Source organism: Streptomyces sp. NPDC015171 (assembly GCF_043079545.1).
Taxonomy (GTDB): Bacteria; Actinomycetota; Actinomycetes; order Streptomycetales; family Streptomycetaceae; genus Streptomyces.
In genome coordinates this window covers 106,328-119,401 of record NZ_JBIBUO010000017.1, presented here as the reverse complement: position 1 = coordinate 119,401, position 13,074 = coordinate 106,328, and the positions used below count along the sequence as shown (strand labels likewise).

Below are 13,074 nucleotides of genomic sequence, written 5' to 3'. Positions count from 1 at the left end.
TCGTCTGACCGGGTTCCGAACGCATACTAAGCGGTCGCTTGCTGATCAGGGAACAGCCTGCCCGTCCTCGGTCCCGGTTCGCTTGCTGGACGCCGGCCGGGCCCGTACGTGCATCCGCTCCCCCTGCGGCCCGAACAGGCTCAGGAACTCCACCGGCCCCTCCCCGGTCGATCCGAACCAGTGCGGCACGCGCGTGTCGAACTCGGCCGCCTCCCCCGCCGTCAGCACGACGTCGTGCTGTCCGAGCACCAGCCGCAGCCGCCCGGACAGCACGAACAGCCACTCGTAGCCCTCGTGGGTGCGCGGGTCGGGTTCGGCCGCCCGCTGCGGCTCCACCATCTTGTAGGCCTGGAGGCCGCCCGGCTGCCGGGTCAGCGGATAGAGCGTGCGCCCGAACCGCTCGATCGGCTTGGCCCGGATCCGGGGGTCGCCGACCTGCGGGGCGCCGACCAGCTCGTCCAGCGGGACCTGGTGGGCCTGGGCGATGGGCAGCAGCAGTTCGAGGCTCGGCCTGCGCAGCCCGGACTCCAGCCGGGAGAGGGTGCTGACGGAGATGCCGGTGGTCTCGGACAGCGCCGCCAGGGTCACCTCCCGCTGCTTGCGGATCCGCCGCAGTCGCGGGCCCACCTCGGCGAGAACGTCGTCGGTACTCATATGCGTATTGCAGGTTCGGCAAAGCGGTTTGTCAATGCGGCAGCGGGCTCGGCGAGCCCGGGGAGCGGCGGTCCCGCGGGCCGGTGCCGATCACGTGTTGCCGGGACCGCGTCGACCACCCGGTGCCGGACCGGCCGCACCCCGTACGGGCGGCCTCCGCGTGTCCGAAGGCGCGCGCACGGCACGGTCCGCGCGCGCGAGGTGCGCTCCGCCCGCGGCCGGTCCCCCGCCCGGGTGTAATCGGGCCGCCTCCGGTGCACCATGACTGCATGCTGCTGAGCCGGTTGGCCGAGGTGTCCCGTGAGGTTGCCGCGACGGCGGCGCGGTCCCGCAAGACCGCGCTGCTCGCCGAGTTGTTCCGGGACGCGGAGGCGGACGACGTGCCCATCGTCATCCCCTACCTGGCCGGGCGGCTGCCGCAGGGCCGGATCGGGGTCGGCTGGAAGGCGCTGAGCAACCGGGTGCCGCCCGCCGCCGAGCCCGGTCTCACGGTCCGGGAGGTCGACGCCCGGCTCACCGAGCTGAGCAAGGTGTCCGGGCCCGGCTCCCAGGCGGAGCGGGCCCGGGTCGTCGGCGAGCTGATGGGCGCGGCCACCGAGGAGGAGCAGCGCTTCCTGTTCGGGCTGCTCACCGGTGAGGTCCGCCAGGGCGCCCTGGACGCGGTCGCGGTGGAGGGCCTCGCCCGGGCCACCGGCGCCGCGCCGGCGGACGTACGGCGGGCCGTGATGCTCGCGGGATCGCTGCAGACGGTGGCCCGGGCGCTGCTCGCCGAGGGGCCCGGGGTGCTGGAGCGGTTCCGGCTGACCGTGGGCCGCCCGGTGCTGCCGATGCTCGCGCACGCCGCGTCCTCGGTCGCCGAGGCGGTGGACAAGCTGGGCGCCTGCGCGGTGGAGGAGAAGCTGGACGGCATCCGGGTCCAGGTCCACCGGGACGGCGACACGGTACGGATCCACACCCGCACCCTGGACGACATCACCGACCGGCTGCCCGAAGTGCGGGCCGCCGCCCTGGGGTTGGCGGGCGAGCGCTTCATCCTGGACGGCGAGGTGATCTCCTTCGACGCCGCGGGCCGCCCCCGGTCCTTCCAGGAGACGGCGGGCCGGGTCGGCTCCCGTACGGACGTGGCGAAGGCCGCCGAGGGGACCCCCGTCGCCCCCGTCTTCTTCGACGCCCTCTCGGTCGACGGCCGTGACCTGCTCGACCTGCCGTTCGCCGAGCGGCACGCCGAGCTGTCCCGGCTGGTTCCCGAGCCGATGCGGGTGCGGCGCACGGTGGCCGCGGGCCCGGACGACATCCCGGAGGCGGAACGGTTCCTCGCCGACACACTGGCCCGCGGCCACGAGGGCGTGGTGGTCAAGGCGCTCGACGCCGCCTACAGCGCGGGCCGGCGCGGCGCCTCCTGGCTGAAGGTGAAGCCCGTCCACACGCTCGACCTGGTGGTGCTGGCCGCCGAATGGGGCCACGGCCGGCGCACCGGCAAGCTGTCCAACCTCCACCTGGGCGCGCGCACCCCGGACGGCGGCTTCGCCATGCTCGGCAAGACCTTCAAGGGCATGACCGACGCGCTGCTCGCCTGGCAGACCGACCGGCTCCGGGAACTCGCCGTCGAGGACGACGGCTGGGTGGTCCGGGTCCGCCCCGAACTCGTCGTCGAGATCGCCTACGACGGCCTCCAGCGCTCCTCCCGCTACCCGGCCGGCGTCACTCTCCGCTTCGCCCGCGTGGTCCGCTACCGCGAGGACAAGCGCCCCGAGGAGGCCGATACCGTGGAAGCCCTGCTGGCGGCACACCCGGAGGTCAGGCCGTGACGGTACGGACGACGAAGCGCAGCGCGGGACTGCTGTTGTTCCGGCACACCGACCAGGGGATCGAGGTGTTGCTCGGCCATATGGGCGGCCCGTTCTTCGCGAAGAAGGACGCGGGAGCCTGGACCGTGCCGAAGGGCGAGTACGAGCCCGACGAGCCGGCCTGGGAGGCGGCCCGGCGCGAGTTCCAGGAGGAGCTGGGTCTTGCTCCGCCGGACGGCGAGGCCGTGCCCCTGGGCGAGGTCGTGCAGTCCAACGGCAAGATCGTCACGGCCTGGGCGGTGGCGGCGGACCTCGACCCGGAGACGATCACCCCGGGCACCTTCACCATGGAGTGGCCGCCGCGCTCCGGCAGGACCCAGGAGTTCCCGGAGCTAGACCGGGTGGCGTGGTACGGACTCGACCGGGCCCGCGCGCTGATCATCACGGCCCAGGCCGCGTTTCTCGACCGGCTGGCTGAGCACTCGGACTGACCAGGGCCTGTCGCGTTGCGCCTTGCCGGGCCGCGCGCGAAGGTCGAGTCAAGCCCGCTCCCAGGGAGGTCAGCCATGCCCATCGCGACGGTGAATCCGGCGAACGGCGAGACGCTCAAGACGTACGAGCCCATGGGCGAGGAGGAGCTGGAACGCCGGCTCCAGCTCGCCGAGGCCACGTTCCGTACGTACCGGACGACCTCGTTCGCCGATCGCGCCCGGTTGCTGAACAAGGCCGCCGACCTGCTGGACGAGGACCAGCGGGAGATCGGCCGGGTGATGACCACCGAGATGGGCAAGCCGGTCAAGCAGGCCCGCGCGGAGGCCGCCAAATGCGCCAAGGCGATGCGCTGGTACGCCGAGCACGCCGAGCGGCTGCTGGCCGACGAGGAGCCCGCCGAGGCGGACGTACGGGACTCCGGGGCCTCCTGGGTGCGGGTGCGCTACCGCCCGCTTGGCCCGGTGCTCGCCGTGATGCCCTGGAACTTCCCGCTGTGGCAGGTGATCCGGTTCGCCGCGCCCGCGCTGATGGCCGGGAACGTGGGCCTGCTCAAGCACGCCTCCAACGTGCCGCAGACGGCCCTGTACCTGGAGGACCTGTTCCACCGGGCGGGCTTCGGCGAGGGCTGCTTCCAGACGCTGCTGATCGGCTCGGGCGCGGTGGACGACATCCTGCGCGACGAGCGTGTGAAGGCGGCCACCCTGACCGGCAGCGAGCCGGCGGGCCGGGCGGTCGCCGCCACCTCCGGGGAGATGATCAAGAAGACGGTGCTGGAGCTGGGCGGCAGCGACCCCTTCGTCGTGATGCCCTCCGCCGACGTGGAACGGGCGGCCGGGGTCGCGGTGACCGCGCGGGTGCAGAACAACGGGCAGTCCTGCATCGCCGCCAAGCGGTTCATCGTGCACACCGAGGTGTACGACGCCTTCGCCGAGAAGTTCGTCGCGGGCATGAAGGCCCTCAGGACCGGCGATCCGCTGGCGGAGGAGACCGAGATCGGGCCGCTCGCCAGCGAGCGGGGCCGCACGGACCTGGAGGAGCTGGTCGACGACGCCAGGCGCAGCGGCGCCGAGGTGCTGTGCGGCGGCGAACGGCCGGAGGGGCCCGGCTGGTACTACCCGCCGACCGTCCTCGCCGGCATCACCCGGGAGATGCGCATCCACCGCGAGGAGGCGTTCGGTCCGGTCGCCACGCTGTACCGGGCGGACGACCTGGACGAGGCGGTGCTGATCGCCAACGACTCCCCGTTCGGCCTGAGTTCGAACGTGTGGACGCGTGACGAGAACGAGGTGGAGCGGTTCGCCCGGGACCTGGAGGCCGGCGGCGTGTACGTCAACGGGATGACCGCCTCCCATCCGGCGTTCCCGTTCGGCGGTGTGAAGCGGTCGGGGTACGGGCGTGAGCTGTCCGGGCACGGAATCCGGGAGTTCTGCAACATCACCACGGTTTGGCAGGGTGCGTGAGCGCGGCGCGGCTACCATCCCGTTCTGTGAACCGCGAAGTGACCCTGCCTCTGATCGTCGACGACCGCGGTGCCTTGCAGGTGGCGGCGGCCGACGTGAGTAAGTTGCTGCGGACCGTGGGCGCGCGGTGGCTGCATCTTGTCGATGCGGGCGAACAGGAGCTCGACGAGGACACCGTGGCCGCACTGACCATCGAGCTGGCCAAGCTGGCGGACCGTATCGACGTGGCGTGCATCGCGCACAGCAGCGGGGCGCCGTAACGCCCCGTGTCCGCCCACCTGGGCCGGCGGCGCCGGCGGCGCCCGGAACACGCCCTCGTACGTCTGCGGCAGGCTCCCGTACCGGTGTGCCAGGCCGGGTCGGGCGCACCGGTCTCCAGCCCCCGCCGCACCGCAGCCGTCACCTGCCCCCTCGCCGTGCGGGCGCCGGAGCGTCAGTGGCTCATCCCGGCCGGCCGCACGGCCTTCCGGCACCCGGCCGGGAGGGCCGACGCGGAGTCCGAGTGTCCTGGCCGGCCCTGACCGCGTCCCCGCCGGACGTCGCGGCGGCCTCCACCGCCAACTTCGCCGCCCGGCGCGGCTCTTGCGGCCGGACCGCCGCCGGCCAGCGCACCCGCCACGGCTGTCTCCAGGGGCGCCGCGCCGCTGTCGATCCGGGGCACCGGCGGGTGGGCGGCGGGGGCGGGGGCGAGGGCCCGTGCGGCGTTCCCCAGCAGGTCTTCGGCCGTAACAGCGGTCATGGCGCTTTCCCTCGTCCGGCGGCACAAATCGTTCGTCGAGCCTGACACGGGGTCCCCGATTCGGAGTAATCCAACGCGAGATCGTCGCCCTCTCGGGTGACGGTGGGTGGAGCACCCACAGAGGTGAACCACCTTCCGACCCGGTTGGCACAGGCCATCCGGAAACAGGAAAGCAGGGACGGTTCATGGCGACCTTGTGCAGACCCTCGGTGTCGGTCCCGGAGCACGTGATCACGATGGAGGAGACGCTGGAGCTGGCGCGCTCCCGCCACGAGGACCACCCGCAACTCCCACTGGCCCTCCGGCTGATCGAGAACACCGGCGTCAAGAAGCGGCACATCGTCCAGCCCATCGAGGAGACCCTCAAGCACCCGGGTTTCGAAGAGCGCAACAAGCTCTACGAGGCCGAGGCCAAGGCCCGGGTGCCCGCGGTGATCCAGCGGGCTCTGGACGACGCTGAGCTGCTCACCAGCGACATCGACGTGATCATCTACGTCTCGTGCACGGGCTTCATGATGCCCTCGCTCACGGCGTGGCTGATCAACGAGATGGACTTCGACAGCACCACCCGCCAGCTCCCCATCGCCCAGCTGGGCTGCGCGGCCGGCGGTGCGGCGATCAACCGGGCGCACGACTTCTGCTCGGCCTACCCGCACGCCAACGCGCTCATCGTGGCCTGCGAGTTCTGCTCGCTGTGCTACCAGCCCACCGACCTCGGTGTCGGCTCGCTGCTCTCCAACGGCCTGTTCGGCGACGGCATCGCCGCCGCCGTGGTCCGCGGCAGCGGCGGCACGGGCGTCCAGCTGGAGCGCAACGGCTCGTACCTGATCCCGAAGACGGAGGACTGGATCGCCTACGACGTGCGGGCCACCGGTTTCCACTTCCTGCTGGACAAGCGGGTGCCGACGACCATGGAGCCGCTCGCGCCCGCGCTGAAGGACCTGGCGGGCACGCACGGCTGGGACGCGTCCGACCTGGACTTCTACATCATCCACGCGGGCGGTCCGCGGATCCTCGACGACCTCAGCACCTTCCTTCAGGTCGACCCGGAGGCGTTCCGGTTCAGCCGGTCCACGCTCACCGAGTACGGAAACATCGCCAGCGCCGTCGTCCTGGACGCGCTGCGCCGGCTCTTCGAGGAGGGCGGCGCCGAGGACCGGGCGCGCGGACTGCTCGCCGGGTTCGGCCCCGGCATCACCGCCGAGATGACGGTGGGCCGCTGGGTCAACGGAGACACCCGATGACCCAGGAGGTCCTCCTCACCGGCACCGGGGCGCCGCCCCCGATCCGGCACTGGCCGGCGCTCGACCTGCCGGGCACGGAGTTCGACCCGGTGCTGGCCGAGCTGATGGCCGAGGGCCCGGTCACCCGCGTCCAGCTGCCCAACGGCCGGGGCTGGGCGTGGCTGGTCACCCGGTACGACGACGTGCGCATGGTGGCCAACGACCCCCGGTTCAGCCGTGAGGCGGTCATGGGCCGGCAGGTCACCCGGCTGGCCCCGCACTTCATCCCGGACCGGGGCGCGGTCGGCTTCCTCGACCCGCCCGACCACACCCGGCTGCGCCGCTCGGTGGCCGCCGCGTTCACCGCGAAGGGTGTGGAGCGGGTGCGGGAGAAGGCGCGGGACATGCTGGACGAACTGGTCGGCGAACTCCTGCGGGGCGGCCCGCCCGCGGATCTCACCGCGGCGGTGCTCAGCCCGTTCCCGATCGCGGTGATCTGCGAGCTGATGGGCGTCCCGGCCGGCGACCGGCACCTCATGCACGTCCGTACCCAGCTGATCCTCTCGTCCTCGCACGGCAAGGACGTCAGCGAGCGGGCCAAACGGGAGATGGCCGGGTACTTCGCCGACCTGATCGGGCTGCGCGAGACCAGCACGGGCGAGGACGTCGCCTCGCTGCTGGGAGCCGCGGTGGGCCGGGGCGAGATCACGCCGGACCAGGCCGTCGGGTTCGCCGTACTCCTGCAGATCGGCGGCGAGGCGGTCACCAGCAACAGCGGGCAGATGTTCTACCTGCTGCTGACCCGTCCCGCCCTGGTCGAGCGGTTGCGCGCGGAGCCGGGGATCCGCCGCCGGGCGATCGACGAACTGCTGCGCTACATACCGCACCGCAACGCGGTCGGGCTGTCCCGGATCGCCCGGCAGGACATGGAGATCGGGGGCGTCCGCATCCGCGCGGGCGACCCGGTCTACGTGTCCTATCTGGCCGCCAACCGCGACCCCGAGGTGTTCCCCGACCCGGGGACCATCGACTTCTCCCGCAGCCCGAACCCGCATGTGGCGTTCGGCTCCGGCCCGCACTACTGCCCCGGCGGCATGCTGGCCCGGCTGGAGGAGGAACTCCTGCTGGACGCCCTGCTGGACCGGGTACCCGGCCTGCGGCTGGCCGTGCCGCCGGATCAGGTCCCCTTCAGCAGGGGCACGCTGATCCGGGGGCCCGAGGCCCTGCCGGTGACCTGGTGAGCCGCCCATGACGACCGAGGGACTGTACGTGCCGCCGGGCCACGGCCGGATCGTCGAGACGCCGGCCCAGCGGGTGACGTTCAAGGTCACGGGCACCCACTCGCGGGCGGCCTCCACCTTCGAGGTGGACGTGCCGCCGGGCTTCGACGTGGGCGCCCATGTGCACACGCGCAGCGAGGAGCTGTTCTACGTCCTGGAGGGCGAGCTGGACGTGCTCGCCTTCGAGCCGCGGGTCCGCACTCCCGACAACTGGCAGAAGTGGGAGTCGAGTTCGGGCAACCGGGTGGTCCGGGCGACGCCGGGCACGCTCATCGTCGTACCACCGGGCTGCCCGCACGCCTTCGCCAATCCCACGGACGCCCCGGCGAGGATGTTCTTCCAGTCGTCTCCCCCGCCGGACCACGAGAGGTACTTCGACGAGCTGCTGGAGATCCTCAGGGACGGCGGCCCGCCGGACCACGAGGCGATCGAGGCGCTGCGGGCGAAGTACGACATCGAGCAGCTCACGCCGTTGCGGCACAGGTGAGCGGGCCGGCCCGCGGGGGCGCCTTCCCCGCGGGCCGGCCCGGTGCGGCGCGCTACCGGATCGGCATCCCCGACAGGGTGCGCGCTATGACGAGCCGCTGGATCTCGCTCGTGCCCTCGAAGATGGTGTAGATCGCGCTGTCCCGGTGCATCCGCTCGACCGGGTACTCGCGGGTGTACCCGTTGCCGCCCAGGATCTGGATCGCCTGCGCGGTCACCTTCTTCGCGGTCTCGCTGGCGAACAGCTTGGACATCGAGCCCTCGGCCGCGGTGAACGGCTTGCCGTTCACCGCCATCCACGAGGCCCGCCACACCAGGAGCCGGGCGGCGTCGACCTGCGTGCGCATGTCCGCGAGCTGGAAGGCGACGCCCTGGTTGTCGATGACGGGGCGCCCGAACTGCTCACGGGTCATGGCGTAGTCGAGGGCGACCTCGTACGCGGCCCGGGCGGTGCCCACCGCCATGGCCCCGACGGCGGGCCGGCTCGCCTCGAAGGTGGCCATCGCCGCGTTCTTCACGCGCTCCCCGCCGGCCTTGGCCCGCTCCCGGGCGCGGGCGAGCCGCTCGTCCAGCTTCTCCTTGCCGCCGAGCAGGCAGGAGCCGGGGACCCGGACGCCGTCCAGGACGACCTCGGCGGTGTGCGAGGCGCGGATGCCGTGCTTCTTGAACTTCTGGCCCTGGGACAGCCCGGCCGTGCCCGGCGGGACGATGAAGGAGGCGTGGCCCTTGGAGCCCAGCTCCGGGTCGACGACGGCGACGACCACGTGGACGTTGGCGATGCCGCCGTTGGTCGCCCAGGTCTTGGTGCCGTTGATCACCCATTCGTCGGCGGCCTCGTCGTACACGGCACGGGTGCGCATGGAGGCGACGTCGGAGCCGGCGTCGGGTTCGGAGGAGCAGAACGCGGCGACCTTGACATCGGTCGGGTCGCCGTACATCTGCGGGATCCAGGTGCCGATCTGCTCCTCGGTCCCGTTGGCGAGGACGCCCACGGCGGCGAGGCCGGTGCCCACGATGGACAGGGCGATGCCCGCGTCGCCCCAGAACAGCTCCTCCATCGCCATCGGGATGCCGAGGCCGGTGGGGTCGAAGTACTGCTGCGCGTAGAAGTCGAGGGAGTAGATGCCGACCTTGGCCGCCTCCTGGATGACCGGCCAGGGGGTCTCCTCGCGCTCGTCCCACTCGGCCGCCGCGGGACGGATCACATCGGCGGCGAAGCCATGGAGCCAGTCCCGGACTTCCCTCTGTTCGTCGTTCAGCTCCATGGTGAACTCGGCCATGTCCCCTCCAGCGGCGGCGGTGCGATGTTACTAGCGGTAACCCGAGTCTGTTACTGATGGGTAGGAAAAGTCAACCGGCGATGACGCCTCGGCATCCCGTTCGATGTCAGGGGACCGGTCAGTGTTAGTTTGCGCAGGCGTCACCGAATCAGCACGGGTGGGGAGAGCACATGGACACCACGCAGCGGACCGAGCAGCAGCGGTCCGCCGACCGCCGACGGCGCGAGCTGCTGGAGGCCGCCGACCGGGTGGTGCTGCGCGACGGCCCGCAGGCGTCGATGAACGCGATCGCGGCGGAAGCGGGAATCACGAAGCCGATCCTGTACCGGCACTTCGGCGACAAGGGCGGTCTTTACGCGGCCTTGGCCAAACGGCACACCGACGCCCTGCTCGCCTCGCTGCGGGCCGCACTGGACGCGCCGGCCGAGCGGCGCGAGCGGGTCGAGTCCACCCTGGACACCTACCTCGCCGCCATCGAGGCCCGGCCCCAGGTCTACCGGTTCCTCATGCACCCGGCGGAGGGCAGCCAGGGCGGCGACCCGGGCTTCGACGTCGGCAAGCACAGCGTTCCGCTGCTGCGCCGGATGGGCGAGGAGCTGGCCCAGGTCATCGAGGAGCGGGTGGACCTCGGCCCGGAGAGCCAGCAGCTGGCCCGGGTCTGGGGGCACGGCATCGTCGGGATGATGCACGCCGCCGGCGACTGGTGGCTGGGAGAACGCCCCTGCTCCCGGGCCGCGTTGGTGCGCTCCCTCGCGGATCTGCTGTGGGGACGGCTCGCCGCGGCCGGGGACCGGGCGGGCGGCCCCGGCTTCTGACCCCTCACCGGCTCCACGGAGCCCGCTCGGCCTGCCGGAGCAGTCTGCGTCTGCGCCAGCCCGTGAGACGGTCCGCGTACACGCGCCCCTCCAGGTGGTCGCACTCGTGCTGCAGGCAGCGGGCGAAGAAGCCGGTGCCGTGCACGGTGACCGGTTCGCCGGTCACCGTGCGGCCCTCGACCACCGCGTGGTCGTAGCGCTCGGTGCCCGCTTCGAGGCCCGGCAGGGACAGACAGCCCTCCGGGCCCCTGATGACGACACCGTCGGCCTCGACCAGGCGGGGGTTGACCACGTGGCCGAGATGGCGCACGTCCTCGTCGTCGGGACAGTCGTACACGAACACCCGCAGACCGACCCCGATCTGGTTCGCGGCCAGGCCCACCCCCCGCGCCGCGTACATCGTGGCGAACAGGTCCTCCACGAGGGCCGCGAGGTCCGGACCGAAGTCGGTGACGTCCCGGCAGGGCTCGCTCAGGGCGGTGTCGCCGAGCAGGGTGAGGGGCCGGACGCGCCCGTGGGCGCCCGGGATGGAACCGTGTCGCATGGCGGCAAGGGTACGGTTCCTTAAGCTCATGCCCGTCGCCGGAGGCGGGAGGCGGGATTCGGGTGTGCGAACGGATCTCGATAGGCTGACGTTCACACCACGTTGCCGGATGGCCCCAGGCGCGGCGCGTACGCAAGGAGGATCGAGAACTGATGGCAGGCAACTCGGACCCGCTCTCGCCGCGGGCCAAGCTGGCCGTGACCGCGGGCAAAGCGGTCGCTGCGGCCTCGCGGGCAGCGGGACGCGGCAGCGGGTCGGTGATCGGTGGCCGGATCGCGCTGAGACTCGACCCCGACCTGCTCGCCCGGCTCGCCCAGAACCTGGACGTCGTCCTGGTGTCGGCGACCAACGGCAAGACCACGACCACCCGGCTGATCGCCGAGGCGCTGCGCGCCGCCGGCCCGGTCGTGTCGAACGCGCTCGGCGCCAACATGCCGGCCGGCATCACGTCCGCGCTCGCGGGCGGCTCGGAGGCGAAGTTCGGCGTCATCGAGGTCGACGAGAAGTACCTGGCCGGAGTGGCCCGGGACACCGACCCCAAGTGCATCGCCCTGCTGAACCTCTCCCGGGACCAGCTGGACCGCGCCGCCGAGACCCGGATGCTCGCCGAGAACTGGCGCGAGGGCCTGGCGGGCTCCAAGGCCGTCGTCGTCGCCAACTGCGACGACCCGCTGGTGGTGTGGGCGGCGTCGTCCTCGCCGAACGTGGTCTGGGTCGCGGCCGGCCAGATGTGGAAGGACGACGCCTGGTCCTGCCCGTCGTGCGGCGGCGTGATGCAGCGCCCCGGCGACGACTGGTTCTGCGGTGAGTGCGGCTTCCGCCGGCCCCAGCCGACCTGGGCGCTCTCCGGCGACCATGTCCTGGACCCGCACGGCTCCGCCTGGCCGATCCACCTCCAGCTGCCGGGCCGCGCCAACAAGGCGAACGCGGCCAGCTCGGCGGCCGTCGCCGCCGTCTTCGGGGTGCCGCCGCAGGTCGCCCTGGAGCGGATGTACCAGGTGCAGGCGGTGGCCGGCCGGTACGACGTCGTCCAGTTCCAGAACCGCGATCTGCGGCTGCTGCTGGCCAAGAACCCGGCCGGCTGGCTGGAGACGTTCTCCCTGATCGACCAGCCGCCCGCCCCGGTGATCCTGTCCGTGAACGCGCGCGGCGCCGACGGCACCGACACCTCCTGGCTGTGGGACGTGGACTACACGCGGCTGACCGGCCACCCGATCTTCGTGATCGGCGACCGGAAGCTGGACCTCGCCGTCCGTCTGGAGGTGGCCAACCAGCACTTCCAGGTCTGCGAGAACCTCGACCAGGCCGTGCAGATGTGCCCGCCGGGCCGGATCGAGGTCATCGCGAACTACACCGCGTTCCAGGACCTGCGCCGCCGCGTCGGCAACTGATCACGAAGGGCGATCACCTCATGAGCGACAACCAACTGCGGCTGGTGTGGATCTACCCCGACCTGCTGAGCACCTACGGCGACCAGGGCAACGCGCTCGTCGTGGAGCGGCGGGCCCGGCAGCGCGGCCTGGACGTGGCCCGGCTCGACGTGCGCAGCGACCAGCCGATCCCGACCTCCGGCGACATCTACCTGATCGGCGGCGGCGAGGACCGTCCGCAGCGGCTGGCGGCCGAGCGGCTGCGCCGCGACGGCCATCTGCAGCGTGCGGTGCAGAACGGCGCGATCGTCTTCTCCGTCTGCGCCGGCTACCAGATCCTCGGCCACGAGTTCATCAACGACCTCGGCCAGCGCGAGCCGGGCCTCGGCCTGCTCGACGTGGTGTCGGTGCGCGGCGAGGGCGAGCGGTGCGTCGGCGACGTCCTCGGGGACATCGACCCGCAGCTCGGCCTGCCCCAGCTGACCGGTTTCGAGAACCACCAGGGCGTCACCCACCTCGGCCCGAGCGCCCGCCCCTTCGCCCGGGTCAGCATCGGCAAGGGCAACGGCACCGGGGACGGCACGGAGGGCGCGTACAACGGGACCGTCTTCGGCACGTACATGCACGGCCCGGTCCTCGCCCGCAACCCGCTCATCGCCGACCTGCTGCTGAAGCTGGCGCTCGACGTCAACGCGCTGCCGCCGATCGACGACCACTGGTACGAGGCACTGCGCAACGAGCGCATCGCCTCGGCGCAGCAGCCCGCCTAGCCACCACGGCACGGCACAGCCCGCGTAGCCACGGCCGCGCGACAGCCTGGAGCAGGCTGTCGCGCGGCCGTGGGCGTAACCGGGGATTCAGCGGGATTTCAGCGTGGTCCGGCAGGCTTGTCCAGGGCCCGCCTGACAGCCCGTCCGCTCACATGTGCGGGCGCGTCCAGCAGG

The 13,074-nt window shown here is 72.2% G+C and carries 13 protein-coding genes; 10 read left to right on the top strand and 3 right to left on the bottom strand.

The window, feature by feature from the left end; translation table 11 throughout:
- Positions 1-45 precede the first annotated feature (45 nt).
- Positions 46-654 carry a helix-turn-helix domain-containing protein gene (locus tag ACF073_RS34305; protein WP_392075376.1) on the bottom strand — a complete coding sequence of 203 codons (609 nt, stop codon included), beginning with the start codon at positions 652-654 and terminating at the stop codon, positions 46-48.
- A 269-nt stretch (positions 655-923) separates the two neighbouring features.
- On the opposite strand from ACF073_RS34305, the gene ACF073_RS34300 reads away from it, so the two are divergent.
- From ACF073_RS34300 to ACF073_RS34270, 7 genes are all read left to right on the top strand, one after another.
- Positions 924-2,462 (top strand): ATP-dependent DNA ligase, encoded by a 1,539-nt coding sequence (locus ACF073_RS34300; protein ID WP_392075375.1) that lies wholly within the window; start codon positions 924-926, stop codon positions 2,460-2,462.
- The gene (locus tag ACF073_RS34295; protein WP_392075374.1) at positions 2,459-2,932 is read left to right on the top strand and encodes an NUDIX domain-containing protein; all 474 of its coding nucleotides are present in this window, start codon (positions 2,459-2,461) and stop codon (positions 2,930-2,932) included. Before ACF073_RS34300 ends, ACF073_RS34295 begins: the two co-directional genes overlap by 4 nt.
- 75 nt (positions 2,933-3,007) lie before the next feature.
- Entirely contained in the window at positions 3,008-4,393 is a 1,386-nt protein-coding gene (locus ACF073_RS34290) for an NADP-dependent succinic semialdehyde dehydrogenase (protein WP_392075373.1), read from the top strand.
- A 26-nt stretch (positions 4,394-4,419) separates the two neighbouring features.
- Positions 4,420-4,653: a DUF6213 family protein gene (locus ACF073_RS34285; RefSeq protein ID WP_392075372.1), complete on the top strand. Its 234-nt coding sequence runs from the start codon at positions 4,420-4,422 to the stop codon at positions 4,651-4,653.
- Positions 4,654-5,317: 664 nt separating this feature from the next.
- Positions 5,318-6,376 (top strand): type III polyketide synthase, encoded by a 1,059-nt coding sequence (locus tag ACF073_RS34280; protein WP_392075371.1) that lies wholly within the window; start codon positions 5,318-5,320, stop codon positions 6,374-6,376.
- A complete protein-coding gene (locus tag ACF073_RS34275) occupies positions 6,373-7,596 on the top strand; it encodes a cytochrome P450 (protein ID WP_392075370.1) in 1,224 nt (407 codons plus the stop codon). The genes ACF073_RS34280 and ACF073_RS34275 overlap by 4 nt, the downstream gene beginning before the upstream one ends.
- Before the next feature lie 7 nt (positions 7,597-7,603).
- On the top strand, positions 7,604-8,122 hold the full coding sequence (locus ACF073_RS34270; protein ID WP_392075369.1) for a cupin domain-containing protein: 519 nt from the start codon (positions 7,604-7,606) through the stop codon (positions 8,120-8,122).
- 52 nt (positions 8,123-8,174) lie between these two features.
- Here ACF073_RS34270 and ACF073_RS34265 read toward each other — a convergent pair whose 3' ends face one another.
- Complete coding sequence (locus ACF073_RS34265) at positions 8,175-9,401, bottom strand: acyl-CoA dehydrogenase family protein (protein WP_392075368.1); 1,227 nt, start codon at positions 9,399-9,401, stop codon at positions 8,175-8,177.
- A gap of 170 nt (positions 9,402-9,571) precedes the next feature.
- Between ACF073_RS34265 and ACF073_RS34260 the strand changes: the two genes are divergently transcribed.
- A complete protein-coding gene (locus tag ACF073_RS34260) occupies positions 9,572-10,216 on the top strand; it encodes a TetR family transcriptional regulator (protein WP_392075367.1) in 645 nt (214 codons plus the stop codon).
- A gap of 4 nt (positions 10,217-10,220) precedes the next feature.
- Here ACF073_RS34260 and def read toward each other — a convergent pair whose 3' ends face one another.
- Positions 10,221-10,760, bottom strand: a complete 540-nt coding sequence (def, locus tag ACF073_RS34255) for a peptide deformylase (protein ID WP_392075366.1) — start codon at positions 10,758-10,760, stop codon at positions 10,221-10,223.
- A gap of 152 nt (positions 10,761-10,912) precedes the next feature.
- Here def and ACF073_RS34250 point away from each other — a divergent pair, with 152 nt between their 5' ends.
- Entirely contained in the window at positions 10,913-12,151 is a 1,239-nt protein-coding gene (locus tag ACF073_RS34250) for a MurT ligase domain-containing protein (RefSeq protein WP_392075365.1), read from the top strand.
- 20 nt (positions 12,152-12,171) lie between these two features.
- Positions 12,172-12,900 carry a type 1 glutamine amidotransferase gene (locus ACF073_RS34245; protein WP_392075364.1) on the top strand — a complete coding sequence of 243 codons (729 nt, stop codon included), beginning with the start codon at positions 12,172-12,174 and terminating at the stop codon, positions 12,898-12,900.
- The last annotated feature ends 174 nt before the right edge of the window (positions 12,901-13,074 follow it).